Below are 24,893 nucleotides of genomic sequence, written 5' to 3' on the forward strand. Positions count from 1 at the left end.
GACGCCCTCGCGGCCGATCCCGAGTACCAGCGCCTGCACGGCGTCGCCGAGGGCCTCGGAGTCGCGGACCGCGTCCACCTCGTGGGCCAGCTCTCGCAGACCGAGATGCCCGCGATGCTCCGCTCGGCCGACATCGTCGTCTGCGCCCCGTGGTACGAGCCGTTCGGCATCGTGCCGCTGGAGGCGATGGCGTGCGGCCGGCCGGTCGTCGCGTCCTCGGTCGGCGGGCTCATCGACACCGTCGTCGAGGACGTCACCGGCGTGCACGTGCAGCCCCGCGACCCGGCGGCCCTCGCCGCCGCCCTCGCCGCTCTGATCGCCGACCCCGAGCGCGCCCGCGCCTACGGAGCCGCGGGTCGCGAGCGCGTCGAGTCGCGCTACTCCTGGGACCGCGTCGCCGCGGACACGGAGCGCGCGTACCTCACCACCCTCGCCGGACTCGGCGACGGGGACGCCGTCCTGACCGGCGCTCCCCGCAGCTCCCACTCCTCGAAGACCCGGAAGGCGGCCCCCCGACGATGAGCATCGACACCGTGCTGGACACCCCGACGGACGCCGCCCGGCGGATCGTCGACGACCACATCTCCCGCTCGCTCGACGTCGTCGCGCAGCTGGAGCGCCACTCCGAGCGGATCGTCGCCTGGGGCGTCGAGCTCGCCGACCGCCTGCACTCGGGCGCCCGGCTGCTCGCGGCCGGCAACGGCGGCTCGGCGGCCGAGGCGCAGCACCTGACGGCCGAGCTGGTCGGCCGCTTCGACGGCGACCGCGTGCCGTTCTCGGCGATCTCGCTGCACGCCGAGACGTCCAGCCTCACCGCGATCGGCAACGACTACGGCTTCGACCACGTCTTCGCCCGCCAGGTCACCGCCCACGCGCGCACCGGCGACGTCGTCGTGCTGCTCTCGACCAGCGGGCGCAGCGCCAACCTGCTGCACGCGGCCGAGGCGGCCCGCGCCGCGGGAGCCCGCACCTGGGCGCTCACCGGTGACGGACCCAACCCGCTGACCGACGCGTGCGACGAGGCGATCGCCCTGGAGGGCCACGGCTCGAACGTGCAGGAGGCGCAGCTCGTGCTCGTGCACGCGCTCTGCCGGGCCTTCGAGCACCGCATCCGCGCCCGCGTGGGAGCCGCCGCGTGAGCCCGCGCCTGCGGATCGCCGTCGTCGGCGACGTGATGCTCGACGTCGACCTCTCGGGGCCCGCCGAGCGGCTGAGCCCCGATGCGCCGGTGCCCGTCGTCGACGTCTCGACCCGCGGCGTGCGCGCCGGCGGGGCCGGGCTCGTGGCGCGGATGCTCGCCCGCGACGGGCACGACGTCACCCTCGTGACGGCGCTGGCCGACGACTCCGACGCCGACGTGGCGGAGCTGCGCGCGGCGCTCGACGGGATCCGCGTGGTCGCCGGCCCGTCGGGAGCACCGACTCCGGTGAAGACCCGCGTCGCCGCCTCGGGGCAGGCCGTCGTGCGCTTCGACCGCGGCTGCGAGCGCCCGCCGGTCCCGGTCGTCACCGACGGCATGCTGGCGGCGCTGCAGGACGTCGACGCCGTCGTCGTCGCCGACTACGGCCGCCGCCTCACCGAGGACGGGTCGCTGCGCGCGGCGCTCGACGCCCTCACCGTGCCGCTCGTCTGGGATCCGCACCCCCGCGGCACCGCGCCCGTCGCCGGCACCGCGCTCGCGACTCCGAACCTCGCCGAGGCGACCGCGTTCTCGCAGGCGACCGGCCGCGGAGTCACGCTCGCCGAGACCGCCGCGACCACGCTGCTCGAGCGCTGGGGCTGCGCCGCCGTCGCCGTCACCATGGGCGGCAGCGGCGCCCTGGTGCGCTCGCGCGGCGCCGGCGTGCCCGTCGTCGTGCCCGCCGCCTCCGTGCCGCCGACCGACCCGTGCGGAGCGGGCGACCGCTTCGCCGCGTCGGCCGCGGTGGCCCTCGCCTCGGGCGCGACCGCCTCGGAGGCGGTGAACGCGGCAGTCTCGGACGCCGGTGCGTACCTCCTCGCGGGCGGGGTCGCCTCGCTCTCGGCCCCCGCCGACACGGCGGTCCTGCACGGCGCCGGCGTCGACGCTCTGCGCGTCGCCGAAGCCGTCCGCGGCTCCGGAGGCACGGTCGTCGCGACCGGCGGCTGCTTCGACCTGCTGCACGCGGGACACGCCCGCACGCTCTCGGCGGCCCGGGCGCTGGGCGACTGCCTGATCGTCTGCCTCAACTCCGACGACTCGGTGCGCCGCCTCAAGGGCGCGTCGAGGCCGATCATCCCCGAGGACGACCGGGTCGATCTGCTGCTCGCGCTCGAGTGCGTCGACGCGGTGCTCGTCTTCGGCGAGGACACCCCCGACGAGGCGCTGCGCCGCATCCGTCCGGACGTCTGGGTGAAGGGCGGCGACTACTCCGCCGAGTCCCTCCCCGAGACCGCGACCGTCGCCGAGTGGGGCGGGCGCGTGCTCACCGTGCCGTACCACCCGGGCCGCTCGACCACCCACCTCGCCGCGGCGCTCGCCCGCGTCGGCTGAACTTCCTCTTCCCGCCCCGCGGCGGCCGGCCACCCGCTCGCCGTCGCACCGTCACCCAGAAGGACATCATGAGTCTCACCCCCACCCCCATCGGCCGCGTCCTGATCACCGGAGGAGCCTCCGGACTCGGCGCCGCCGTCGCGGCCGCCGTCACCGCCGCGGGCGGCACGCCGATCGTGCTCGACCGCGACGTCTCGAGCGTGGCCGAGGGCGTCGCCGCCTACCAGGTGGACGTCGCGAAGACCCGCGAGGCCGAGAAGGCCGTCGTCGACATCGCCCGCGAGCACGGCGGACTCGACGCCGTCGTCACCGCCGCCGGGATCGACCGCTGCGGCCGCCTCGTCGACGTCGACCCGGAGGAGTGGGAGCGCGTCATCTCGGTCAATCTCCTGGGCACCGCCGCGGTGGTCCGGGCGGCGCTGCCGTTCCTGACCGAGACCCACGGCCGCGTGGTCACCGTCGCCTCGTCGCTCGCGATCAAGGCCGTCTCGGACGCGACCGCCTACTGCGCGTCGAAGTTCGGCGTGCTCGGCTTCACCCGTGCCCTCGCGGCCGAGACCAAGGGCGAGATCGGCGTCACGACGCTCATCCCCTCGGGCATGAAGACGCGCTTCTTCGACGACCGCGACGCGCAGTACAAGCCGGGCCCCGACGCCCTGCTCAACGAGCCCGAGAACGTGGCGAACGCCGTCATGTTCGTCCTCGGCCAGCCGCAGGGCTGCGAGGTGCGCGAGCTCGTCATCACGCACGAGGAGGAGCCGTCCTGGCCGTGAGCCTGATCCCCTAGGGATCCCCTCCGCGAGATGCCACTCCGGTACGCGACACGCCGTCGTGGGCGTACCGGAGTGGCATCTCGCGTCTCAGCGGGTGGAGGCGAGCACCTCGCGCACGTCCTCCAGGACGGCCTCGATCCGCACGTCCGAGACGAACGACGGGTCGTGCTCGCAGCGCGGAGCCGTCCAGCCGACCTGCGTGGAGTCGCGACCGCAGACCGGGCACGCCGTGGTCCAGCTCAGCTGCACACGGTGGCGCTGCCGACCGAGCGGAGCCGCGTTGATCGCGTTGCCCACCCAGAAGACGCCGACGGTGGGGGCGCCGACCGCCGCGGCGAGGTGGCGGGGGCCGCTGTCGTTGCCGAGCACGAGGTCGGCGAGCGAGAGCAGCGGAGCGAGGTCGCGCAGCTCCACGCGTCCCGCCCACGACTCGGCGCCGGGCGCCCCCGCGACGATCGCGTCGGCGGCGGGCACGTCGGAGTCGTCGCCGACGACGAGCACGCGCGCTCCGTCCTCGAGCAGGGCCCGGGCCACCGCGGCGAACGACTCGGAGGGCCAGCGGCGGCGCGGATCCGTCGCCCCCGGGTGGATCAGCACGAGCGGACCGCCTCCGCCCAGCGTCGCCGCGAGCCGGTCGCGGCGCTCGACGTCGACGCGCAGCTCCGGCTCCAGCCGGACCGCCGGCGCCCCGGCGAGACCGACGACCTCCAGCGCGCGCAGCATCTCGTGCTGGTAGTAGACGTAGGGGATCGTGCGCTCGAGCTCGGCCGCGTCGGGCGTGCGGCAGCCGACGGTGTGGCGCGCGCCCAATCGCTGCAGGAACGGGTTGGAGTAGCGCCCGCCGCCGTGCAGCTGCACGGCGAGGTCGAAGGAGCGCGCGCGCATCCGGGCGGTGAAGTCCTCGACGACCCGCGGGTCCTCGCCCTGGCCGTCGCGGACGCCCTGCGCCACGGGCAGCACCTCCACGTCGGCGACGGGCGACACTCCGCCCTCGAGCAGGACGCGGTGGGCGGGGGTACCGAGCAGGGTGATCTCGGCCCCCGGATAGGAGGCGGCCAGCGCGTCCACGGCCGGCAGCGCGAACAGCAGGTCGCCGAGGCCGCCGCCGCGGAGCACGGCGATCCTCTCGACTCCGTCGAAACGCTCTCGGAAGGGGGCGATGGCGACCACGGGGTGTTCCTCTCGGTGGTGCGGAGCCGGCGGGCCGGATCCGGGGAAGGTGCACTCCTCCCCTTCCCCGGACGGCCCGATCCGAAACGCCCGCGACCGGAGTCGACCCCGCGGGGTCAGCGGCGCGCGCCCGAGCGGCCGGCGAAGCGGGTGTAGACGAGCAGCACGATGATCGCGCCGATGACCGAGCCGATGATGCCGGCCGGCTGCAGGAATCCGTCGCCGGCGTCCTGCCCGAAGATCAGGAAGCCGAGGAACCCGCCGACGAACGAGCCGACGATGCCGAGCACGATGGTCATGAGGATGCTGATGCTCTGCCGTCCGGGGACGAGGAGCCGCGCCAGCGCTCCGGCGATGAGACCGACGACGACGATGCTGATGATGAGACCGATCACGATGGTCACCTTCCGTTGGGCGGACCGGGTCCGCGTGTCAGCCCTGCTGGTGCGGGGCCTGAGGCAACGGTTCCACCCGCAGGGAGGCGGCGGTACACCCCTGGGGGTGTGGTCGCGCCTCGCCGGGGTGCGGTAGCGTCCGACCCATGTCCCGGACCGCGCCCCTCACCGTCGCGCTGGTCGACGACTACGACGTGGTCCTCACCGGCCTCGCGCACATGTTCGACCACTACCGCCACCGCGTGCTGGTCGCCGAGATCGACGCCAACGCGACACTGTCCGACACGATCGATGTCGTGCTCTACGACTCGTTCGCGCAGCCGGAGTCGGACCACGACGAGATCGCGGGCCTCGTGAAGAACCCGCGCGCCCGCCACGTCGTCGTCTACACCTGGAACTTCGCGCCGACCCTCGTCGCCGATGCGCTCGAGCAGGGCGTGCACGGCTACCTCTCCAAGACGCTGCCCGCGCGCGACCTCGTCGCCGCCCTCGAGCGCGTCGCGGCGGGCGAGGTCGTCGTCAGCGATCCGCCGCAGCGGGCCGGAGCCGCGCCCGGGCTCGACTGGCCGGGCCGGCACGAGGGCATCACCGACCGCGAGTCCGAGATCCTCGCGCTCATCACGCAGGGCAAGAGCAACGCCGACGTCGCGGCGCTCACCTACCTCAGCCCCAACACGGTGAAGTCCTACATCCGCAGCGTCTACGGGAAGATCGGAGCGACGAGTCGCACGCAGGCCGTGCTCTGGGGCGTCGACCACGGCTTCACGCCGGATCACCACCGCATCGACCACTGGCTCGGCGGGCCCTGAGCCGCCTCAGCGCCGTGTACCCGCTTCAGCGCCCTCGGCGCAGCGTCTCGAGCGGATACTCCCCGAACCGCTGCAGGTACGCGCCGGCGAACCGGCCCGGGTTGAGGAACCCCCAGCGCGCCGAGACCGCGGCGATCGTCGTCGTGTCCGGATCCGCGTGCCGCAGCTCGTCGCGGGCCCGGTCGAGCCGGACGTCGCGGAGGTAGCCGAGCGGGGTCCGGCCGAAGTGCCGCCGGAACGCGAGCTGCAGCGCGCGCGGGGTGAGCGCCGCCGAGTCCGCGATGTCGCTGAGCGAGATCGGCGATGAGGCGAAGGCGTGCACGAACTCGGCCGCTCGGAGGAGGTGGGCGTTGCGCGGCCGGAGCACGTCGGCGGGGACGGCGACCGGGCGGTGCGGGAACGCAGCGAGGAGCCGCAGCGCGACTCCGCGGTCGGCCTCGGCCAGCTGCAGTGCCGACGCGCGAGAGGCGAGCAGCCCGGACAGGTCGCGCACCGCATCCCACCAGGCGTCGACATCGGCGGGTCGGGGCACCACGCGGTGGTCGAAGACCAGCGGGGCCGGATCGGCGCCCGTCGACTCCGCGGCGACTCCCTCGAGGAACCCGCCGTCCACGTGCACGAGGCTCTGGTCGTACTCGCCGAAGTCGAACTCGAACGGGCGTCCGGTGGGGAACACGGCCGGGCGTGCGCGCGTCAGCGGCGTCTCGTCTCGGCCGACGTCCATCACTCCACGGCCCGCCTGGAGCCACGAGACGACGTACTCCCCCTGCGGGGCGATCTCTCCGCGGATGGAGCCGCGGAAGGTGGAGGTGCGGACGCTGACCTGCTCGTCGCCCAGCGCGGTGTAGCGGAAGAAGAAGGAGTCGGGCAGCGGCTCCGCCCGGAACCGCGTGCCGTGGTAGCCGTTCGAGTAGAAGGCGACCGCCTCGTCGACCCGACGGCTCGCGTGCTCGAAGCCGGACACCGTCGGCAGTGCCGCACTCATCACTCGAGTCTGCCAGCGGGCGGCCGGGCGATCGACAGCAGAACCCCGTGTTCCCTCGCCGCTCGCCGTAATCCTTCGTATACTAACCTTTATGGCACGAAGGAAGAACGACGGCACCTCGAACCGCACGCCGAACCCGATGAATCCCTTCGACGGCAAGCCGGGCCTCTACAACCGGATCAACCGCGCGATCTACTCCTTCACCGGCCCGGCCCACGTCGGCATCGGCCGCCCGGAGGAGCCCTACGTCGCCCCCGCGGACCCCGCCTGCCCGCTCTGCGGCCGACCGATGGCGCAGCACTCGATCGACCGCTCCGGCGAGCGCACCCAGCTGCACTGCCCGCGCGACTGAGCGCGCCCCCTTCCTTCTCCTCCTCCACAATTGCGGTAAACGCGAGCGGTTCCCGCAAATACTGCGGAACCAGTACGCACGCACGACCCGAACATCAACCGCCTCACGCCTCCCCTCGGCTCTCCACAAGTTGCGGGAAGTGCCAGCGGATACCGCAACTCCTGCGGAACCGGCGCCCCGCTCACCCCTCGCGCAGCCGCCGCCGGTTCACCTTCCCCGCATCGCTGCGCAGCGGCTCCCGCTGCAGCCGCAGGGCCCGCGGCGTGCGCGCCCGCCCGAGCCGCTGCCGCGCGAACGCGAGCAGCTCCTCCGCCCCCACGTCTGCCCGGTCGATGTCGACCACCGCCTCGATCGCCTGCCCCAGGTCCTCGTCGGGCACGCCGAACGCGACGGCCCCGCGCACGTCCGGATGCTCCTCCAGCACCCGCTCGATCTCGGCCGGGTGGATGCTCACCCCGCCGCGCAGCACGAGGTCGTCGACGCGGTCGAGCACGGTCAGCCAGCCGCCCGCGTCGAGCGAGCCGAGGTCGCCGAGCGTGTCCCAGCCGTCCCCGGTCCGGCGCGACTCCCCGCCGAGGTAGCGGTACGCCGGATCCGCGCCGCGCCGCATCCAGATCGTGCCCGGCCGCCCGACCGGCACCGGAGCCCCGTCCGCGTCGAGGATCCGCACCTCCGTCCCTCCGATCGGCCGGCCGACGCTGCCCGGCCGCTCGAGCCACTCGTCGCCGCGGATCATCGTGAGCCCGTTCGACTCGCTCCCCGCGTACACCTCGACCACCGTCCGCGCCCCGACCCACTCGATCAGCCCGCGCTTGTCAGCGGGCGGGCACGGCGAGCCCAGGTGCAGCACCGTCTCGAGCGAGGACACGTCGACGTCGCGATGCCCCGGCCAGCGCAGCAGCCGGTGGATGGTCGTGGGCACCAGCAGCGCCCAGGTCACCCGGTGCTCCTGGATCGCCGCGAGCACCCGCCGCTCGTCGAACCGGGGCAGGATCACGAGCCGCTGTCCCGTCAGCAGCCCGCGGAACGCGTAGGTGAAGGTCGCCGAGTGGGTGAGCGGCCCCGCGACCAGCTGCACCCCCTCCCGCGGCAGGAACGCGGCGACCGGCTGAGTCGGATCCATGACGGCGGGCGCGGCGGCGAGCACGATCTTCGGGCGGCCGGTGCTGCCGGAGGAGGCGGGCGCCTTCCACGACGAGGCGGCGGCGTCCGGCAGCGGCGCGTCCGGCAGCGCGGGGTCCGGCACGTGCCCGGCCGGCACCGACGGCACCCCGTCCAGCGCGAAGCCGACGGCCAGCGCCGGCCGCGCGAGCTCGGCGATCTCCGCCCGCTCGCTCGGCGAGAGGTCCCTCGACAGCGGCAGCGGAGTCGCTCCCGCCTTCCAGATCGCCGCGCAGACCACGACGAACTCGGCCGTGTTCGGCAGCGACACCGCGACGAGCGAGTCGTGCGTCACTCCGAGCGCCAGGTACGCCCGGGCGAGCCGCGTGCTGTCGGCCTCGAGCTCGCCCGCCGTGAGGGTGCGGTCGTCCGCGATCACCACGATCCGCTCCGGATCCGCCTCGGCGAGCGCCGTCACGCAGCGCGAGAAGGAGCGGCGCATCAGCTCGCGAGGTGCCGACGGTAGAGGTCCTCGTGCCGGGCCGCGACGTCGCGCCAGTCGTGCGAGAACGCGAGCGCCCGGCCGTCGCGCGGCGCCGACCCGTCGAGGGCCGCCGCGAGCGCCGCCCGGATCCCCTCGACGTCCGCCCCGTACGCCACCGTGTCGCCGAACACCTCCCGCAGCACCGGCAGATCGCGGGCGACGACGGCCACCCCGGCGGCGAGCGCCTCCATCGCCGCGAGACCGAAGCCCTCCTTGGTCGACACGAAGCCGAGCACCGTCGCACCGGCGACGAGCGGAGCGACCTCCTCCTCTGCCAGAGTGCCCAGCACGACGGGCGACACCCCGAGCTCGCGGGCCCGGCGCTCGAACTCCTCGCGGTACGGCCGGTAGTCGAAGAGCGTCTCGCCTCCGCCGAAGACGAGCGCGGTGCCCGGAGCGAGGCGGGCGTGCGCCTCGAGCAGGTCGATGCTGCCCTTCCGCGGCTCGATGCCGCCGAGGGCGAGCACGTACGGGCCGAGCCGGGCGCGCCACTCCAGCGCCGCGTCGCTCCCGGCCGCCGCCGCGAACCGCGCCGCGTCCACCCCGTTCGGGATCACCTCCGCCCGCCGTCCCCATCCCGCCGTCACGTCGTCGGCCACCGCCTGCGACACGCAGACGAGCGCCGCCGGGGCGACCAGGGCGCGCTCGTGGCACGCGACGAGCGCCGGAGTCGTGAACTCGTCCAGGTGGTGCACCGTGCGCAGCAGTCCGCCCGGCCCCGCGAATCCGGCGTCCAGCGCCGCATTCGCCGAGATGCAGTCCTGCGCGTGCACGACGTCGGCCTCGCCTCCGAGCGCCGCGGCCATCGCGGCGAGCGAGCGGACGATGCGGTCGCCGACGCTCTCGTCGTCGCGCGCCGCGAACGGCACGACCCGCACCCGCACCGCCGGCGCGACCGGCCGGAAGAACGCCTCGTCGCCCCCGCGCCCGAGCGTCCACACCGTCACCTCGTGACCGCGGGCGGCGAGCGCCTCCGCGAGGGCGAGGGTGTGCACGACTCCCCCGCGCGGCCGGGTCGAGTACGTCAGCAGCGCGATCCGCACGCCGTCAGCCCTCGTCGGCCGCGAGCCGCACGCCGGGGTGGTAGCTGTGCTCCGCCCGATCGCGGAGGTGGTCCATGCTGCGGCGAGCGCGGGCGACGGAGGCGGCGACGTCGTCCGTCGCGGTCGCGAGACCGCCCTTCGCCCAGGTCTTCGCCACGATCTCGCCCGCCGGATCGACGACCTTGGCCTGCCCGAGGAAGCGCAGCCCGCCCAGCACCCCGGTCTGGTTCGAGGACACGAGGTACACCTGGTTCTCGGCCGCCCGCGCGCAGTCGTAGAGGTCGAACAGGTGCGCCTGGCGGTCGTTGCGGATGCGGTCGGAGCGGTCGGTCACGCTGGCCGGCCACGCGCTGAGGCAGCAGAGGATCTCGGCCCCGTCCAGCGCGAGCGAGCGCGCCGACTCCGGGAACGTCTTGTCGAAGTCGATCATCATGCCGATCCGCCCGACCGGGCTGTCGAAGGCGCCGAAGCGGTCGCCCGGCGCGTACACCTGCGACTCCCCCAGCGGCAGGTGGACCTTCCGGTGCGTGCCGATGACCTCACCGCCCTGCACGCAGACGGCGGAGTTGTAGCGCCGAGCCTCCCCGCCCTCGAGGGCCCGCTCGGCGATGCCGAAGCAGACGGTCATGTCCCCGGCCATCTCGGCGACCGCCGCCACCTCCGGTCCGTCCACCTCGACCGCCTCCGGCAGATCGTCGGGACCCGGGTGGTGCAGGTCGAGGAGGTAGCCGCCGAGCGTGGCGTCGGGGAGCACGAGCAGGTCGATCCCGCGCTCGCGGGCGCTGGCGATCATCCCGGGCAGCTTCACGAGGGTCCGCTCGAGGTCGCGGCCGAAGTGCGCCGCGACGGCGGCCATGGTGATCGTCGTCATGGTCCTCTTCCCGGCGACCGGCCCCGCGACCGGTGGGCGTCACCGTACCGCGGTGCTCTCGAGCCGGTCCAGTCGGCGACCGGAGCGCAGCTGCTCCGCGACGTGGCCCGCGTCGCGCGCGATGGCCTCGAAGCGTCCGGAGCCCCAGGTGTGCAGCCACGGCAGGCCCAGGAAGAAGAGCCCCGGCACGGCGGTGGCGCCCCGGCGGTGCGTCGGGTGCCCCGCTCCGTCGAAGACGCCGACCTGCACCCAGGAGTAGTCGGAGCGGAAGCCGACCGCCCAGATCACACTCGTGATGCCCCTCGCCGCGAGGTCGAGCTCCTCGATCTCGCGCTCCGGCCGCCAGACGGGGACGTACCGCGCCTCGGTCGGCGCCGCCACTCCGGAGCGCTCGATGTAGGCGTCGATGTCGTTCTTGATCGACTCCGCCACCGAGTCCGCGTAGTCCAGCGACGCCTCCGCCGTCGGCGCGAAGCGCAGCACCCCGCCGTCGACCTTCTGCAGCCGGCCGTAGAGGCGCATGCCGTCGCGCGCGAAGGCCCGGAGGTCGATGTCGCGGCCGCCGTCGCGCCCGGTCACGTAGTGGTTCGTCGACTCCCGCTTCGAGAGGCCGCCGACCTGCGCGTGCACGGGCACGTCGTAGACACCCATGTCCGCGAGCCAGGCGACGCAGTCGCGCCCGCGGTAGAAGCGGGCGACCCGCGGAGCCGTGCCCAGCGCCAGGTGCACCTCGCGGCCCTCGAGGAACAGGTCCTCCGCGATCTGCGCGCCCGACTGACCGGAGCCGACGACGAGCACGCCGCCCTCGGGCAGGTCGGCCGCCGAGCGGTAGTCGGCCGAGTGCAGCTGCGCGACGGAGTCGGGGATCCGCTGCGCCACCGCCGGCAGCACCGGACGGTGGTAGCCGCCGGTGGCCACGACGACGCGGTCGGCCGTGATCGTGCCGCGCGAGGTGACGACCTCGAACCCGCCGCCCTCGCGCTCGCGCATCCGCAGCACCTCGGTGCCCTCGGCCACCGGGGCGTCGAACGACGCGGCGTAGCGGCGGACCCACGCGTGGACCTCGTCGCGCGTCATGAACCCGTCGGGGTCGTCGCCGTCGTACGGGTAGCCGGGCAGACGGCACTGCCAGTTCGGGGTGACCAGCGTGAAGTTGCTCCACCGCCGGTCGAGCCAGTCGTGCGCGATCGTGTCGCGCTCGATCACCAGGTGGTCGATCCCGTCGTCGGTGAGGTGCCGGCTGATCGAGAGGCCGGCCTGGCCCGCTCCGATCACCGCGACCTCGACGTGCCGGCCGTTCTCGAGCGCCGTCACGAGGGCACCGCCGGCGGATCCATGGCCAGCACGCGGACGCGTCCGCCGTCGAAGCGGGCGGCCGCGGCGACGATGTCCGCCTCCTGCTGCATCGCGGAAGTGCAGGCGAAGCCGAACTTCGCGCGGACGCGGTCGCTCGCGATGCGCAGGGCCTCGCTCGAACGGTCGACGAAGTCCTCGAGCGGGTAGCTCTCGCCCGCGGCGAGGAAGTCGTGCATCACCAGGCTCGGCGAGTAGCAGCGCTCCTCGACGCCGTCGGGCCAGCGGACCCGGAAGGTCATCTCAGGCATGGACGAGCCCTCCGCTCCAGACCCGGTCGATGTCGTACGCGTCGGGGCGGCGGTCGCGCAGGTGGAACATGCCGCCGCGCATCGCCTCGAAGGTGCCCTGCACGTCGATCTCGGCGACGGCCATGCCCGAGCCGAGCAGTGTCGTCGCCAGGATGTTCCCGCCCGGATCCACGACCTTCGCGTTGCCGACATAGCGCAGCGATCCGAACGTGCCCGACTGGTTCGACGCCATCCAGAAGACCTGGTTGTCGAGCGCCCGGGCGATGTCGAACTGGTTGAACCGGTAGGTCCAGCGGTCCTCCTGGAGGTTCTCGGCGGTCGCCGTTCGCGCGGCCGGCCACGCCGAGAGCGAGGCGATGATCTCGGCGCCGTCGAGCGCCATCGAGCGCGCCGCCTCCGGGAACGCCTTGTCGTAGCAGATCTGCAGGCCGACGCGGCCGACCGGAGTCTCGTGCACCGCGTAGCCGGGGCCCGGCGAGTACGACATGTGCTCGCCCAGCGGCTGGTGCACCTTGCGGTAGCTGCCGTAGATCTGCCCGCCGTCCAGTAAGGCCGCCGCGTTGTACCGCGTCTCGCCGTCCTCGTCGAGCTCGCAGAAGCCGATCGCGACGAGCAGGTCGCCCGCGATCTCCTGCACCCGCCGCAGCTCCGGGCCGTCGAGCGAGATCGCCGGCGGCATCGAGCGCGTGGTGGTGCGGATCGTGTCGCCGTGGTTGCCGAGCGAGGAGAGGTAGCCGCCGATCGCGGCCTCGGGCAGCGCGAGGAACTCGACGCGCTTCTCCCTCGCCTCGTCGACGAGCGCCCGGATGAGCGCGTAGTTCTGATCGAGGTCGCGGGTGAAGTTGGCCGCGACGGATCCGACGACGGTCATCGCGGGCGCCTAGAGGTTGTAGGTCGAGTTGATGATGGCGCCCTTGCGGGCGTAGTGGATGAGGGCGTCCTGCACGTCGAGCGGGTGGCACGGGATCGTGCCCTCGATCAGGTCCTCCTCGCGGAGGCCGTGCAGCGCCATGCCGAAGCGGCAGACGAAGACGCGGTTCCCCTCCTCGATGAACGTCTTCAGCGCGTTGTTGATGTTCTGCTCGCCCGGGAAGCCGGAGTCGCCGACCGTGGGGAAGCCGCGGGTCGCCATCGCGTTGATCGTGCCGGGACCGTAGAAGTACACGGCCGACTCGAAGCCCTTCCGGGCGGCGCGGGTCGCCTGCAGGATCGCGACGAAGCTGACGGAGGATTCGTGGGCGATGCCGTGCACGAGCGTGAAGTACGACTGGCCGGGCTCGGCCTGGTAGTCGGGGAACACCTTGGTGGAGCCGTAGAGGTTGCTGCCGTTCGGGAGCGACGGGTGCGCGATCTCGGAGCGGGACTTCTCGATGTTGGCGGTGATCTGGTCTTCGATGTCGGACACGGGAACCTCCGGGGTTCGTCGAGGGACTGCGCCGAGGGGCGCAGGTGCGAGGGGGACGACCGCGCCTGAGCACGGTGCGAGTGGGGGACGACTGCGCCTCAGCGCGGTGCGATGGTGCGGGACAGGAGAGCCGGTGATGCGGTCGTGCTGTGATGCGGGTGTCGCTCGGGGCGGATCCGGACGAGCGGAGCGACGGGGCCGGGTCGTCGAGGACGCCTCCCGGTACCGATCAGTCAAGGCCGCTCCTGTTTCCGTGTGGTTTCGAGCGGAAGAAGCCTGCGTTACACGACAGCCGTCGCCGATGTAACACGATCGCGTTCCCGATGTCATCGTTCGGAAACACCCGGCGCCTCTAATGGGTGGTCACGGCGACGGACGTCCGCGCCGCGCACCGCTCGACTCGATGCACCGAGGAGCCCCATGACCGATCTGCAGATGCCCCGCCTGCGCACCGCCTCGCACTCCGTCCCGTCCGACTCCGCCGACGCGTCCTGCGGAGCGACTCCGCTGCGCACCCGCGTCGACATCGCCCTGCAGGGCATCCGGGTCGACGCCCCCGTGCACCGCGAGGCCGGAGCCGGCCCGAGCGACGACGGCCACGTCGTGCTCGGCGGCCTCGGCGCCGCGATCCCCGTGAATCCGCGCAGCCCCTACTCCGTCACCAACGGACGCCTGCTGCTCGACGGCGCCGACATCGGCCTGGACGTCGAGCCGGTGAAGCGCCCGCGCTTCTACGACCTCGCGACCGCCGACGGCGTCTCGTACGAGAAGATCGCGCGGCTGCACGGCCGCAACATCCTCGCCACCACCGTCGTGCAGACCTGCATGCGCTACGACGAGGCCGAGCGGTGCCGCTTCTGCGCCATCGAGGCATCCCTGACGAACGATTCGACCATCGCGGTGAAGACCCCCGCGCAGCTCGCCGAGGTCGCCGAGGCGGCCGCCCGGCTCGACGGCATCCGCCAGATGGTGATGACGACCGGCACCTCCAAGGGCCGCGACCGCGGCGCCCGCCACCTCGCCCGCTGCGTCCGCGCCGTGCTCGAGGCCGTGCCCGGTCTGCCGATCCAGGTGCAGTGCGAGCCGCCCGAGGACCTCGCGGCGCTGCAGGAGCTCAAGGACGCCGGCGCCCTCTCGATCGGCATCCACATCGAGTCGATGGACGACGACATCCGCCGCCGCTGGACTCCCGGCAAGGCCCGCGTCTCGACCGAGAAGTACAAGGAGGCGTGGGCGGAGGCCGTGCGGATCTTCGGCCGCAACCAGGTGTCGACCTACCTCCTCGTCGGCCTCGGCGAGGACCCGGACCAGCTCGTGGCGAGCGCCGGCGAGCTGATCGAGATGGGCGTGTACCCGTTCGTCGTCCCGTTCCGCCCCCTGAAGGGCACGCTCGCGACGGAGGTGGACCACGTCCTCCCGCCCGCCGGCTCGCTCCTCGAGACGGTCAGCGAGCAGGTGGCCGCGCTGCTCATCGCCGCCGGCATGCTGTCGTCGGGCCAGAAGGCGGGATGCGCCGCCTGCGGCGCGTGCGGCGTGCTGAAGACCGCCGGCGCCTGATGGAGCTGTCGATCCTCGAGGGTGTGCGGAGGACCGCTCCGGCCGCCCTGCCGTCGATCGGAGTCGCCGACGCGGCCGACGCCCGCGCCTATCGCGCCCTGCGCCGTGCGGTGTTCGTCGAGGAGCAGCAGCTCTTCGACTCCGACGATCGCGACGCCCTCGACGACGATCCCCGCACCGTCGTGCTCGTCGCCCGCCTCGGCGGCGAGGTCGTCGGCGGGGTGCGCCTCGCGCCCGCGCTCGAGCAGGACCTCGGCTGGTGGACCGGCAGCCGCCTCGTGGTCCGCCGCGACGCCCGCGGAGCGGCCGGGCTGGGTGCCGCCCTCGTGCGCGCCGCGTGCGCCGAGGCGGAGTCGCGCGGAGTGATCCGCTTCGAGGCGACCGTGCAGCGGCAGAACGAGGTCCTCTTCCGCCGCCTCGGCTGGGACCGCCTGGGCACCGCCGACGTCGCGGGCCTGCCGCACGTGCGGATGCGCTGGCCGATCGACCGCTTCGACCGCCTCGCCCGATCGGCGAAGGCCTCCCTCGGACCGCTGCTCGAGGCGTTCGCCGGTCAGCTCGGCGGCCCCGGCTTCCGCGGCGACGACGGCGCCCCCGTGCCCGGCTCCGACCTCATCGCCGTCTGCGACGCGATCGTCCCCTCGATGGTCGAGCGCGATCCGGAGTGGGCGGGCTGGTGCTCGGTGCTCGTGAACGTGAACGACCTCACCGCCATGGGCGCGGATCCCGTGGGCCTGCTCGACGCGGTCGGCGCCCGCGACTCAGGCTCCGCCGCCCGCATCCTGCGCGGCCTCCGCGCGGCGTCCGAGGCCTGGGGCGTTCCACTGCTCGGCGGGCACACCCAGCTCGGCGTCCCCGCCGCGCTGTCCGTGACAGGGTTGGGCCGGACCTCCCGCCCGGTCCCCGGTTCCGCCCCGCTCGGTCACGAGCTGAGCCTGACGGCCGATCTGAGCGGATCCTGGCGCCCCGGGTACGCGGGAGCCCAGTGGGACTCGACCTCCGGCCGCTCCCCCGACGTCCTGCGCTCCCTCGCCGCGAGCGTCGGCACCTGCGCTCCCGACGGCGCGAAGGACGTCAGCATGGCGGGCCTCGTCGGCACCGTCGGCATGCTCGCCGAGGCGTCCGGCACCGCCGCCGAGCTCGACGTCTCCGCGATCCCCCGCCCCGCGGCCGCCGGAGTCGCCGACTGGCTCTCCTGCTTCCCCGGCTTCGCGATGCTCACCGCCGACCGGGCGGGGCGGGGACGGATGCGCTCCCCGCACGCCGCGACTGCCCCGATCGGCCGCCTCGTCCCGGGCGAGGGCGTCGTCCTCCGCTGGCCGGACGGCGAGACCACCCCCGCCATCGCCTCCGCGGTGACGCGCCTCGGCGCGGCCTGAGCGGCTCCGGAGGCGCGTCACCGCTCGTCCCCTCTCCCGTGCTTCCCCCGCTAGCCGACTCGCTTCTCCACAAGTTGCGGTAAGCGCGCGCGATCCCCGCAACTTCTGCGGAACCGCGCCCGCCCCTCCACTCAGGCGCCCCCTCACGTCCCCAAAAGTTGCGGTAAGCGCGCGCCTCTCCCGCAACTTCTGCGGAACCGCGCGGCACCACCCGCCTCCCGCGCAACCCCGTCCGGCGATCCCGCGCGCCGTGTCTAGCCGCGGACCCCCGGGGTACCGGACGTGGGCAGACGCGCCCGCCGCCTCCGGCGAGCCTTGGAACGAGAGGTGACCGTGACCATCGACACCGCGACCCCCGCCGACTCCGCCACCGCGGACGACGCCCCCCGCAGCACCACCGACACCGCGACCGCAGCCGTCGCCCGCGCCCGCGCCGCGTTCCCCGGCTGGGCCGCCACCCCGCCCGCCGAGCGCGGGGCCCTCCTCCGCGCCGCCGCGCACCGCGTCGCCGACCGCGAGGAGGAGCTCGCCGCCCTCAACACCGACGAGACCGGCAAGCCCGCGGGAGACGCCCTCGGCGGCGTCCGCGCCGGAGTCGACACCCTCCTCCAGTACGCCGAGCTCGGCCCGCTGCACCGCGGCAAGTCCCTCCGCGGCGGCGCCCTCAACGTCGACCTCGCCCTTCCGCACCCGCGCGGAGTCGTCCTCGCGCTCACCCCGTGGAACGACCCCGTCGCCGTCGCCGCCGGCATGCTCGGCGCTGCGATCGTCTCGGGCGACGTCGTCGTCCACAAGCCCAGCGAGCGCAGCCCCGGCACGGGCGCCCTCTTCACGCGGATCCTCGCCGAGGCCCTCCCCGAGGGCGTCCTGACGCTCGTCGAAGGCGACGGCGCCGTCGGCGACGCCCTGGCCCGCACCGAGGGCGTCGCCGTCCTCGCGCACGTCGGATCCACGGCCACGGGCCGTGCGCTGGCCCGCGTCGCCGCAGTCACCGGCGCGCACGTGATCCTCGAGAACGGCGGCAACGACGCGCTCGTCGTCGACGCCGACGTCGACCCGGTCTGGGCCGCGGAGCAGGCCGCTCTGGGCGCCTTCGCCAACGCCGGCCAGATCTGCACCTCCGTCGAGCGGATCTACGTGCACCGCGCCGTCGCCGACGCGTTCACCGCGGCGCTCGTCGCCGAGGCCGACCGCTGGAGCGCGGGCCCCCTCCCCCGCCTCGTCGACGCCCGGATGCGCGACGCCGTGCACGAGCACGTGACCGAGGCGCTCGGGGCGGGCGCCCGCGCCCTCACCGGCGGCGAGCCCGGCGACGGCACCTTCTACCCCGCCACGGTCCTCGCGGACTGCACCGACGAGATGCTCGTGATGACGGAGGAGACGTTCGGCCCCGTCGCTCCGATCGTCGTCGTCGACGACTTCGACGAGGCGCTCCTCCGCGCCGCCGCGAGCCCCTACGGCCTCGCCGCCACCGTGCTCACCGCCGACATGGAGCACGCGCACCGCGCCGCGGCGGCCCTGCCCGTCGGCACCGTCAAGATCAACGCCGTCTTCGGAGGCGCCCCCGGCGGCAGCGCCCAGCCGCGCGGCACGAGCGGCTCCGGCTTCGGCTACGGCCCCGAGCTGCTGGACGAGATGACCACCACCACGGTCGTCCACTTCGGCCTCCCCGTCCTGCCCGGCGGCGCACGATGAGCCTCGAGGGCTCCGCGCTCCAGCGGGCGAGCGCGCTCGTCGCGCACGTGCGCGAGCACCCGCCGGTCGTCGCCGTCGTCGGCGACCTCATCCTCGACTCCTGGTGGCTGGGCGACGCCGAGCGCGTGACGCGCGAGGCTCCGGCCCCGGTCCTCCGGCTCGACGACGTCGTGGACGTCGCGGGCGGCGCCGCCAACACCGCCGCGAACCTGCGCGCCCTGGGCGCCGAGGTCCGCACGGTCGGAGTCGCGGGCCGCGATCCCGAGGGCGACCGCCTGATCGCGTCGCTCGAGCGGGCGGGCCTGGACACCGGGTCGATCCTCCGGACCGCCGCCGCCACCACGATCAAGACCCGCGTGGTCGGCGGCGACAGCGTGATGCTGCGCGTCGACTCCGGGCCGCACCGCCCCTCCGACGACGAGATCGCGCGGCTCGCCGAGCTGGCCGTGCGGGCGGCCGAGGGCGCCGACGCCGTGCTCGTCTGCGACTACGGCTCCGGCATCCTCCGCGCGGCCGTCGAGCGCGTGCTCGCCGAGCACCGCCCGGGCCTGCTCGTGATCGACGCGCACGCACTCGCCGACTGGGCCTTCGCCCGTCCCGACCTCGTCACGCCGAACGCGAAGGAGGCGGAGGCGCTCCTGGGCGCGCAGCTCGGCCGAGGAGCAGCGAGGGCGACCGCCGTCCGCGACGCCGCCGATGAGCTCCGCGAGCGCTCCGGCGCCCGTCACGTCGTCGTCACCCTCGACCGCGAGGGCTCCGTCGCGCTCGACGCCGACGGCACGGTCAGCCGCACCTTCGCGCAGCCCGCCGAGGAGAAGCAGGCGTCCGGAGCCGGCGACACGTTCGCCGCCACCGCCACGCTCGCCCTCGCCGCCGGCCGCTCGCTGGCCACCGCCGTCGACCTCGCCCAGGCTGCGGCCGACGTCGTGGTCCAGCGCCCCGGCACCTCCGTCTGCTCGGCCGACGACCTCCTCGCCTCCCTCGCCGCCCCTGGCGCCGTGGTCCTCGGCGAGGACCGCCTCGTCGAGGTCCTCGCCGAGGAGTCGCGCCGCGGCCGCCGCATCGTCTTCACCAACGGCTGCTTCGACGTCCTGCACCGCGGCCACACCGCCTACCTCCGCCAGGCGCGGGAGCTCGGCGACGTGCTGGTCGTGGCGGTGAACGACGACGACTCCGTCCGCCGCCTCAAGGGCGAGGGCCGCCCGATCAACCCCGAGGGTGACCGCGCCGGAGTGATCGCCGAACTCGGCTGCGTCGACTACGTCACTCTCTTCAGCGGCGACACCCCCATCCCGATCCTCGAGCGCGTACGGCCCGACGTCTACGTCAAGGGCGGCGACTACAACCCCGACATGCTCCAGGAGGCGGTGGTCGTCCGCTCCTACGGCGGCACCGTCACCACCGTCGGCTACGTGTCCGAGCACTCCACCACCGAGATGGTGCAGCGCATCCGATCGGCGGCCCCGCGGTGACCAGCCGGCGCTGGTCGGGCCGATGGGGGCGGCCCACCGAGCCCGACGCCCCGCTGATCGACGTGCTCGTGCCGACGGTCGGGCGCCGCGCCGAACTGGCCGCGACCCTCGCCGGTCTCGCGGCGCAGGACGATCCGGCGTTCCGCGTGTTCCTCAGCGACCAGTCCGACGACGCCGTCGCCGAGAACGATCCGACCGTGCTCGCCATGCTGCGCGTTCTGGAGGCGCAGGGCCGGGCGCCGTTCGTCACCCGTCACCTCCCGCGCCGCGGTCTCGCCGAGCAGCGCCAGTACCTGCTCTCGCTGTCCAGCGCTCCGGCCGTCCTGTTCCTCGACGACGACGTGTGGCTCGAGCCGGGCACTCTGCTCCGCCTGCACGAGGCCCTCGAGCGCCTCGGCTGCGGCTTCGTCGGCTCCGCGGTGCAGGGTCTGTCCTACCTCGAGGACGAGCGTCCGCACGAGCAGACCGCCTTCGAACCGTGGGACGACGGCGTGCAGCCCGAGCGCATCCGCCGCGGCACCCCGGAGTTCGAGCGCTGGCCGCTGCACAACGCGGCCAATCTGACGCATCTCGCCGCCCGCCTCGACGTGGCCGAGGGAGACTGGCGCGCGTACCGCGTCGCCTGGCTCGGCGCCTGCGTCCTCTACCGTCGCGACGCCCTCGTGGCCAGCGGCGGCTTCGACTTCTGGGAGCAGCTGCCCCCGGAGCACAGCGGCGAGGACGTCGCCGCGCAGTGGCGCGTCATGGAGCGGTTCGGCGGCGCGGGGCTCATCCCCAGCGGCGCCGTCCATCTCGAGACGCCCACGACGGTCATCGACCGGCGCGTCGACGCCTTCGACCGGCTCTTCGCCGAAGAGCACAGCCGGTGACACCGGCGCCACCACCCGCACGGCGACGAAAGGACAGCACCATGGACGCACCCAACCCGATCCAGATCCAGAAGTACCTCTCGGGAATCGACTACCCCGCCTCGAAGGACACGATCGTCGAGACCGCAGAGAAGGAGAACGCTCCCAGCGACGTCCTCGACGCTCTGCGCGCGATCCCCGAGGGCGATTACGACGCCCCCACCGCGGTGAGCTCGGCCGTCTCGAACGTCTGACCCGCCACGCGAGAGGCCCCTCGCGCCCGCCGTTCGGCGGTGCGCGAGGGGCCTCTCCCCGTTCCCGGAGCGATCAGACGGAGACGTCCTCGCGCTCGCGCAGCACGCCCGACTCGAGCGCCTGGAACGACAGCACCTTGTAGCCCTCCGACTCGAAGAAGATCGTCGCCCGGTCCGACTCCACGCTCATGACCGTGCCGGTGCCCCACTCGCGGTGCTCGACCGACTCGTCGACCGAGAGCGGAGCGTCGGCCGGCGCCGTCGAGGCCGCCTCCTGCTGCGCTTCGTGCCGCTCGCAGCCGTCGCAGTTGCCGCACCACTCCGGGCCCTCGACGCCGAAGTAGTCCAGCAGCACGCGGCGCCGGCACTGCTGCGTCTCGGCGTACGCGCGCATCATCGACAGCCGCGACTCCGCGATCCGCTCGCGGGAGGCGACGGCATCGGCCACCGCCTGCACGGCGTCGTCGGCGCTCGCCTCGCGGGTCGGGCGGACGCCCTTCCCGGTCTCGATCAGGTCGGCGTCGGCGAGGTCGTTGACGAGTCGGGAGAGCGTCCGGGCCGGCTTCCCGAGCTCGTCCGCGAGCTCCGCGATCGTCCGGCCGGGCTCCGCGGTGACCGCGGCCCAGATCACCCGCAGCGCCGCCTTGTCGATCGAGCGCTTGGTGAAGAAGCGGCGGAGCCCGAGGTCCTCGGCGCGGTAGTGCAGCGCCCCCGTCGCGGGCTCGCCGTCGCGCCCCGCGCGTCCGATCTCCTGGTAGTACGCATCGAGCGACTCCGTCGTCGTCGCGTGCAGCACGAAGCGCACGTCGGCCCGATCGATCCCCATGCCGAACGCCGAGGTGGCCACGACGACGTCGAGCTCTCCCGAACGCCAGCGCTCGTGCACCTCGCGGCGCTCCGACACCTTGAGCCCCGCGTGGTACGCCGCGACCGTGCGGCCCTCCGCGCCGATCTCCGCGGCGTACGTCTCGGTCTCCTTGCGCGTCGCGACGTAGACGAGCCCCGGAGCCGTCCAGCTGCGCGCCTCCTCGACGACGGCCGCGCGCTTCTCGTTCTCGCTCTCGTGGCGGTGCACGACGAGCCGGATCTCGGGCCGGTCCACGCCGTGGACCTGCACCTCGGGGTCGGTCATGCGCAGTCGCTCGATGATCTCGGCGCGCACCGGGCCCGAGGCCGTCGCCGTCATCGCGAGCACCGGAGGATCGCCCAGCTCGCCGCGGACGTCCGCGAGACGCAGGTAGTCGGGCCGGAAGTCGTGCCCCCAGCTCGAGACGCAGTGCGCCTCGTCGACGACCAGCAGCGAGACACCCGCCTTCGCGAGCCGCGCCACGTTCTCGGCCTTCGCCAGCTGCTCCGGCGCGAGGAGCACGTACAGCGGACCGCCCTCGTCGATCCGCTCCCAGGCGCGGGCGACTGCCGCGGCGCCCAGCGAGGAGTTGACCGCGACGGCCGGGGGTGCCGCCGGAGCCGCCTCGATCGAGGCGAGCTGATCGGCCTGGAGCGCGACCAGCGGGGAGACCACGAGGACCACTCCGCCCCGCTCTGCTCCCGCGATCTGGTACACCGCGGACTTGCCGCCGCCGGTCGCGAGGACCAGCAGGGTGTCGCGTCCGGAGGCCGCCGATTCGATCGCCTCGCGCTGCCCCGGCAGGAGCGACGTCCAGCCGAAGTCCTCTCGGGCGATGCGTGCGACGGGGTCGTTCCGGGACGTGTTCATGTCTTCGACGCTACGTCGAACACCTCTTCGAGCGACTCCGCTTGACAGCTCGGGGGAGCACGGTGAAGCGCTCCCACGGAACCCTCACCCCGACGCGCCGGACGCTCCCCCGCCGCGTTTGTCAACGTCCTGCGTCGGCGTCGCTGCCGGTGCTGAGCTGGATCACCGACTGGAAAGGAGCCACCATGGCGAACGAGGACCTCCCCGAGCAGACCACCGGAGCGGGCTCGACCGCGGGTGCCGACCCGACCGCCGTCGACGGGGCGCAGACCACCCTGCCCGGCGAGGACGCGACCGACGCCTCGATGGCGGGAGCCGCTCCCGGCGGCACCGCGATCGACCGCGGCACCTCCGACCAGGTCACCGACCTCGACAGCGGAGGCGACTCCGTCGCCGACGACGACGAGCTCCCCGACGAGACGACCGGCCCGACCACCGCCGACTGACTCGCCCGGACACGCGGAAGGGCCTCCCACCCGCAGGGGGAAGGCCCTTCCCGACCGTCGCGCGATCAGCCCCGGACGATCACCGGATTGAACAGCGTCCCGATGCCCTCGATGTCGATCGCCACGGCATCGCCGTTCGCGATCGGCCCGATCCCGGCGGGCGTCCCGGTGAGGATGATGTCCCCCGGCAGCAGCGTGAACACCCGCGACACGTAGGCGATGATCTCGGGCACCCCGTGGATCATGTCGCCCGTGTTCCCGGACTGCACGCGGCGTCCGTTCACGCGCGTCTCCAGCGCCGCCTCGTTCCAGACGAACTCCGTCTCGATGACCGGCCCGATCGGGCAGAACGTGTCGTAGCCCTTCGCGCGCGCCCACTGGCCGTCGCTCTTCTGCAGGTCGCGAGCGGTGACGTCGTTGGCGATCGTGTAGCCGAAGACGACGTCCTCGTAGTCCTCCGCGCGCACGTTCCGCGCGACGGCGCCGATCACGACCGCGAGCTCGCCCTCGTAGTCCACCTGCTGGCTGTCCTCGGGCAGCACGATCGCCTCGTCCGGCCCGATCACCGAGGTGTTGGGCTTGAGGAACATCAGCGGCTCGGCCGGAGCGTCGCCGCCCATCTCGGCCGCGTGGTCCGAGTAGTTCTTGCCGATGCCGACGACCTTCGAGCGCGGGATCACCGGGGCGAGGAGCTTCGCCTCCGAGATCGGGATGCGCTCCCCCGTCGTGTCGAAGCCCGCGAACATGGGGTCCCCGGCGAGCACGACGAGGTCGTCCTCGTCGACGATCCCGAAGTGGATCGCTCCCCCGTTGTCCCCCGAGCGCTGCGTGGCGAATCGTGCGATCTTCATGCGTCCAACCTCGTCATCCATCCGTGCCGGTCCTCGCGGCGTCCGTACTGGATGCCGGTCAGCTCCTCCCGCAGCGACATCGTGAGCTCGCCGGCGGGCGCGTCCGCGTGCCCGACCGAGAAGCCCTCGCCCTTGAGCTCGGCGATCGGAGTGATGACCGCGGCGGTCCCGCACGCGAACACCTCCACGACCTCGCCCGACGCCACTCCGTCGCGCCACTCGTCGATGCTCACGCGGCGCCGCTCGACGCGGTGGCCGCGGTCCTCGGCGAGCTGCAGCACGCTGTCGCGCGTGATGCCCTCGAGGATCGAGTCCGACTCCGGAGTGACGAGCGTGCCGTCCTTCTTGACCAGCACCACGTTCATGCCGCCGAGCTCCTCGATGTACTGCGACTCCTGCGAGTCGAGGAACAGCACCTGCGCGCAGCCGTGCTCGTAGGCCTCCTGCTGCGGCAGGAGCGACGAGGCGTAGTTGCCGCCGGTCTTGGCCGCTCCCGTGCCGCCCTTGCCCGCGCGGGCGTACGAGGTCGACAGCCAGATCGACACCGGAGCGACGCCGCCCGAGAAGTAGGCGCCGGCGGGGCTCGCGATCACGTAGTAGCCGACCTTCTCGGCCGCGCGGACCCCCAGGAACGCCTCCTTCGCGAACATGAAGGGCCGCAGGTACAGGCTCGTCTCGGGCTCTGAGGGCACCCAGTCGCCGTCGACGGCGATCAGCCGGCGGAGCGACTCGATGAAGTGCTCCGTCGGCAGCTCGGGCAGCGCCAGACGGCGGGCCGAGCGCTGCAGGCGCGCGGCGTTCGCCTCGGGGCGGAACGTCCAGACGGAGCCGTCCGCGTGGCGGTAGGCCTTCATCCCCTCGAAGATCTCCTGCGCGTAGTGCAGGACCGCCGCGGCCGGGTCGAGCGCGATCGGGCCGTAGGGCTGCACGCGCGGGCGGTGCCAGCCGCCGGTGCGCGACCAGCAGATGTCGACCATGTGGTCGGTGAAGTAGACGCCGAAGCCGGGGTCGGCCAGGATCCGGTCGCGCTCCTCGATCGAGCGCGGCTCGGGGTTCGGAGTCACCTGGAAGGCGAGGTCCTGGGGGGCGAGCGGGAGGGGGATGGTCATC

Annotated in this window: 26 protein-coding genes; 13 read left to right on the forward strand and 13 right to left on the reverse strand. The window is 73.7% G+C overall.

Annotated features, from left to right (window positions below; all coding sequences use genetic code 11):
* The 4 genes from ASF46_RS19725 to ASF46_RS10845 form a co-directional block, all read left to right on the forward strand.
* On the forward strand, positions 1 to 522 hold a 522-nt coding region (locus ASF46_RS19725), incomplete at its 5' end, for a glycosyltransferase (RefSeq protein ID WP_235576925.1).
* Positions 519 to 1,139, forward strand: coding sequence for a D-sedoheptulose-7-phosphate isomerase (locus ASF46_RS10835; RefSeq protein WP_056867639.1), 621 nt, complete (start codon positions 519 to 521; stop codon positions 1,137 to 1,139). The genes ASF46_RS19725 and ASF46_RS10835, both read left to right, overlap by 4 nt.
* An 8-nt stretch (positions 1,140 to 1,147) precedes the next feature.
* The gene (locus ASF46_RS10840) at positions 1,148 to 2,512 is read left to right on the forward strand and encodes a PfkB family carbohydrate kinase (RefSeq protein WP_056868543.1); all 1,365 of its coding nucleotides are present in this window, start codon (positions 1,148 to 1,150) and stop codon (positions 2,510 to 2,512) included.
* A 68-nt stretch (positions 2,513 to 2,580) separates the two neighbouring features.
* A complete protein-coding gene (locus ASF46_RS10845; RefSeq protein ID WP_055793508.1) occupies positions 2,581 to 3,285 on the forward strand; it encodes an SDR family oxidoreductase in 705 nt (234 codons plus the stop codon).
* A gap of 87 nt (positions 3,286 to 3,372) precedes the next feature.
* On the opposite strand, the gene ASF46_RS10850 is transcribed toward ASF46_RS10845, so the two are convergent.
* Both ASF46_RS10850 and ASF46_RS10855 read right to left on the reverse strand, forming a co-directional pair.
* The gene (locus tag ASF46_RS10850) at positions 3,373 to 4,455 is read right to left on the reverse strand and encodes a glycosyltransferase family 9 protein (protein ID WP_056867640.1); all 1,083 of its coding nucleotides are present in this window, start codon (positions 4,453 to 4,455) and stop codon (positions 3,373 to 3,375) included.
* 116 nt (positions 4,456 to 4,571) lie between these two features.
* Positions 4,572 to 4,850, reverse strand: coding sequence for a GlsB/YeaQ/YmgE family stress response membrane protein (locus ASF46_RS10855; RefSeq protein WP_055793914.1), 279 nt, complete (start codon positions 4,848 to 4,850; stop codon positions 4,572 to 4,574).
* A gap of 146 nt (positions 4,851 to 4,996) precedes the next feature.
* On the opposite strand from ASF46_RS10855, the gene ASF46_RS10860 reads away from it, so the two are divergent.
* Positions 4,997 to 5,659 carry a response regulator transcription factor gene (locus ASF46_RS10860; protein ID WP_056867641.1) on the forward strand — a complete coding sequence of 221 codons (663 nt, stop codon included), beginning with the start codon at positions 4,997 to 4,999 and terminating at the stop codon, positions 5,657 to 5,659.
* 25 nt (positions 5,660 to 5,684) lie between these two features.
* Here ASF46_RS10860 and ASF46_RS10865 read toward each other — a convergent pair whose 3' ends face one another.
* Positions 5,685 to 6,644 (reverse strand): helix-turn-helix transcriptional regulator, encoded by a 960-nt coding sequence (locus ASF46_RS10865; protein ID WP_056867642.1) that lies wholly within the window; start codon positions 6,642 to 6,644, stop codon positions 5,685 to 5,687.
* A gap of 91 nt (positions 6,645 to 6,735) precedes the next feature.
* On the opposite strand from ASF46_RS10865, the gene ASF46_RS10870 reads away from it, so the two are divergent.
* Positions 6,736 to 6,996 carry a hypothetical protein gene (locus ASF46_RS10870; RefSeq protein WP_235576926.1) on the forward strand — a complete coding sequence of 87 codons (261 nt, stop codon included), beginning with the start codon at positions 6,736 to 6,738 and terminating at the stop codon, positions 6,994 to 6,996.
* 181 nt (positions 6,997 to 7,177) lie between these two features.
* Here the strand turns inward: ASF46_RS10870 and ASF46_RS10875 are convergent, their stop codons facing one another.
* The 7 genes from ASF46_RS10875 to ASF46_RS19730 are packed head-to-tail and all read right to left on the reverse strand — an operon-like array spanning position 7,178 to position 13,564.
* Positions 7,178 to 8,599: an AMP-binding protein gene (locus ASF46_RS10875; RefSeq protein WP_056867644.1), complete on the reverse strand. Its 1,422-nt coding sequence runs from the start codon at positions 8,597 to 8,599 to the stop codon at positions 7,178 to 7,180.
* Positions 8,599 to 9,684, reverse strand: coding sequence for an MSMEG_0565 family glycosyltransferase (locus ASF46_RS10880; RefSeq protein ID WP_056867645.1), 1,086 nt, complete (start codon positions 9,682 to 9,684; stop codon positions 8,599 to 8,601). The genes ASF46_RS10875 and ASF46_RS10880 overlap by 1 nt, the downstream gene beginning before the upstream one ends.
* Positions 9,685 to 9,688: 4 nt before the next feature.
* Complete coding sequence (locus ASF46_RS10885; protein ID WP_056867646.1) at positions 9,689 to 10,555, reverse strand: carbon-nitrogen hydrolase family protein; 867 nt, start codon at positions 10,553 to 10,555, stop codon at positions 9,689 to 9,691.
* Between the two features lie 39 nt (positions 10,556 to 10,594).
* A complete protein-coding gene (locus ASF46_RS10890) occupies positions 10,595 to 11,869 on the reverse strand; it encodes an MSMEG_0569 family flavin-dependent oxidoreductase (protein WP_056867647.1) in 1,275 nt (424 codons plus the stop codon).
* A complete protein-coding gene (locus ASF46_RS10895; protein WP_056867648.1) occupies positions 11,866 to 12,159 on the reverse strand; it encodes an MSMEG_0570 family nitrogen starvation response protein in 294 nt (97 codons plus the stop codon). The genes ASF46_RS10890 and ASF46_RS10895 overlap by 4 nt, the downstream gene beginning before the upstream one ends.
* A complete protein-coding gene (locus ASF46_RS10900) occupies positions 12,152 to 13,030 on the reverse strand; it encodes a carbon-nitrogen hydrolase family protein (protein ID WP_056867649.1) in 879 nt (292 codons plus the stop codon). The genes ASF46_RS10895 and ASF46_RS10900 overlap by 8 nt, the downstream gene beginning before the upstream one ends.
* 9 nt (positions 13,031 to 13,039) lie before the next feature.
* Complete coding sequence (locus ASF46_RS19730) at positions 13,040 to 13,564, reverse strand: MSMEG_0572/Sll0783 family nitrogen starvation response protein (protein ID WP_056867650.1); 525 nt, start codon at positions 13,562 to 13,564, stop codon at positions 13,040 to 13,042.
* A gap of 420 nt (positions 13,565 to 13,984) precedes the next feature.
* Between ASF46_RS19730 and ASF46_RS10910 the strand changes: the two genes are divergently transcribed.
* From ASF46_RS10910 to ASF46_RS10935, 6 genes are all read left to right on the forward strand, one after another.
* Positions 13,985 to 15,121, forward strand: a complete 1,137-nt coding sequence (locus tag ASF46_RS10910) for an MSMEG_0568 family radical SAM protein (RefSeq protein WP_235576927.1) — start codon at positions 13,985 to 13,987, stop codon at positions 15,119 to 15,121.
* The gene (locus tag ASF46_RS10915; protein WP_082485438.1) at positions 15,073 to 16,500 is read left to right on the forward strand and encodes an MSMEG_0567/sll0787 family protein; all 1,428 of its coding nucleotides are present in this window, start codon (positions 15,073 to 15,075) and stop codon (positions 16,498 to 16,500) included. Before ASF46_RS10910 ends, ASF46_RS10915 begins: the two co-directional genes overlap by 49 nt.
* 333 nt (positions 16,501 to 16,833) lie before the next feature.
* Positions 16,834 to 18,195 (forward strand): aldehyde dehydrogenase family protein, encoded by a 1,362-nt coding sequence (locus tag ASF46_RS10920; RefSeq protein WP_082485577.1) that lies wholly within the window; start codon positions 16,834 to 16,836, stop codon positions 18,193 to 18,195.
* Positions 18,192 to 19,667, forward strand: coding sequence for a D-glycero-beta-D-manno-heptose 1-phosphate adenylyltransferase (gene rfaE2, locus ASF46_RS10925; RefSeq protein ID WP_056867653.1), 1,476 nt, complete (start codon positions 18,192 to 18,194; stop codon positions 19,665 to 19,667). The genes ASF46_RS10920 and rfaE2 overlap by 4 nt, the downstream gene beginning before the upstream one ends.
* Positions 19,664 to 20,536, forward strand: coding sequence for a glycosyltransferase family 2 protein (locus tag ASF46_RS10930; protein WP_082485439.1), 873 nt, complete (start codon positions 19,664 to 19,666; stop codon positions 20,534 to 20,536). Before rfaE2 ends, ASF46_RS10930 begins: the two co-directional genes overlap by 4 nt.
* A 41-nt stretch (positions 20,537 to 20,577) precedes the next feature.
* A complete protein-coding gene (locus ASF46_RS10935; protein WP_055793540.1) occupies positions 20,578 to 20,769 on the forward strand; it encodes a DUF2795 domain-containing protein in 192 nt (63 codons plus the stop codon).
* 73 nt (positions 20,770 to 20,842) lie between these two features.
* On the opposite strand, the gene ASF46_RS10940 is transcribed toward ASF46_RS10935, so the two are convergent.
* Positions 20,843 to 22,486: a RecQ family ATP-dependent DNA helicase gene (locus ASF46_RS10940; RefSeq protein ID WP_056867654.1), complete on the reverse strand. Its 1,644-nt coding sequence runs from the start codon at positions 22,484 to 22,486 to the stop codon at positions 20,843 to 20,845.
* Between the two features lie 185 nt (positions 22,487 to 22,671).
* On the opposite strand from ASF46_RS10940, the gene ASF46_RS10945 reads away from it, so the two are divergent.
* Entirely contained in the window at positions 22,672 to 22,932 is a 261-nt protein-coding gene (locus ASF46_RS10945; protein WP_056867655.1) for a hypothetical protein, read from the forward strand.
* 65 nt (positions 22,933 to 22,997) lie between these two features.
* Here the strand turns inward: ASF46_RS10945 and ASF46_RS10950 are convergent, their stop codons facing one another.
* Together ASF46_RS10950 and ASF46_RS10955 are read right to left on the reverse strand one after the other, a co-directional pair.
* On the reverse strand, positions 22,998 to 23,783 hold the full coding sequence (locus tag ASF46_RS10950; protein ID WP_055793545.1) for a fumarylacetoacetate hydrolase family protein: 786 nt from the start codon (positions 23,781 to 23,783) through the stop codon (positions 22,998 to 23,000).
* The gene (locus ASF46_RS10955; protein ID WP_056867656.1) at positions 23,780 to 24,892 is read right to left on the reverse strand and encodes a branched-chain amino acid aminotransferase; all 1,113 of its coding nucleotides are present in this window, start codon (positions 24,890 to 24,892) and stop codon (positions 23,780 to 23,782) included. The genes ASF46_RS10950 and ASF46_RS10955 overlap by 4 nt, the downstream gene beginning before the upstream one ends.
* Position 24,893: the final 1 nt, after the last annotated feature.

The organism is Rathayibacter sp. Leaf296 (genome assembly GCF_001423045.1).
In the GTDB taxonomy this organism is placed as follows: domain Bacteria; phylum Actinomycetota; class Actinomycetes; order Actinomycetales; family Microbacteriaceae; genus Rathayibacter; species Rathayibacter caricis.

Excerpts from the sequence above, each read along its gene's own strand:
- ASF46_RS10955 (WP_056867656.1), bottom strand. The coding sequence starts at position 24,892 with ATGACCATCCCCCTCCCGCTCGCCCCCCAGGACCTCGCCTTCCAGGTG.
- ASF46_RS10915 (WP_082485438.1), top strand. The coding sequence starts at position 15,073 with ATGCGCCGCCTGCGGCGCGTGCGGCGTGCTGAAGACCGCCGGCGCCTG.
- ASF46_RS10885 (WP_056867646.1), bottom strand. The coding sequence starts at position 10,555 with ATGACGACGATCACCATGGCCGCCGTCGCGGCGCACTTCGGCCGCGAC.
- rfaE2 (WP_056867653.1), top strand. The coding sequence starts at position 18,192 with ATGAGCCTCGAGGGCTCCGCGCTCCAGCGGGCGAGCGCGCTCGTCGCG.
- ASF46_RS10935 (WP_055793540.1), top strand. The coding sequence starts at position 20,578 with ATGGACGCACCCAACCCGATCCAGATCCAGAAGTACCTCTCGGGAATC.
- ASF46_RS10865 (WP_056867642.1), bottom strand. The coding sequence starts at position 6,644 with ATGAGTGCGGCACTGCCGACGGTGTCCGGCTTCGAGCACGCGAGCCGT.
- ASF46_RS10900 (WP_056867649.1), bottom strand. The coding sequence starts at position 13,030 with ATGACCGTCGTCGGATCCGTCGCGGCCAACTTCACCCGCGACCTCGAT.
- ASF46_RS10895 (WP_056867648.1), bottom strand. The coding sequence starts at position 12,159 with ATGCCTGAGATGACCTTCCGGGTCCGCTGGCCCGACGGCGTCGAGGAG.
- ASF46_RS10910 (WP_235576927.1), top strand. The coding sequence starts at position 13,985 with ATGACCGATCTGCAGATGCCCCGCCTGCGCACCGCCTCGCACTCCGTC.
- ASF46_RS10940 (WP_056867654.1), bottom strand. The coding sequence starts at position 22,486 with ATGAACACGTCCCGGAACGACCCCGTCGCACGCATCGCCCGAGAGGAC.
- ASF46_RS10860 (WP_056867641.1), top strand. The coding sequence starts at position 4,997 with ATGTCCCGGACCGCGCCCCTCACCGTCGCGCTGGTCGACGACTACGAC.
- ASF46_RS10950 (WP_055793545.1), bottom strand. The coding sequence starts at position 23,783 with ATGAAGATCGCACGATTCGCCACGCAGCGCTCGGGGGACAACGGGGGA.
- ASF46_RS10845 (WP_055793508.1), top strand. The coding sequence starts at position 2,581 with ATGAGTCTCACCCCCACCCCCATCGGCCGCGTCCTGATCACCGGAGGA.
- ASF46_RS10945 (WP_056867655.1), top strand. The coding sequence starts at position 22,672 with ATGGCGAACGAGGACCTCCCCGAGCAGACCACCGGAGCGGGCTCGACC.
- ASF46_RS10870 (WP_235576926.1), top strand. The coding sequence starts at position 6,736 with ATGGCACGAAGGAAGAACGACGGCACCTCGAACCGCACGCCGAACCCG.
- ASF46_RS10875 (WP_056867644.1), bottom strand. The coding sequence starts at position 8,599 with ATGCGCCGCTCCTTCTCGCGCTGCGTGACGGCGCTCGCCGAGGCGGAT.
- ASF46_RS10835 (WP_056867639.1), top strand. The coding sequence starts at position 519 with ATGAGCATCGACACCGTGCTGGACACCCCGACGGACGCCGCCCGGCGG.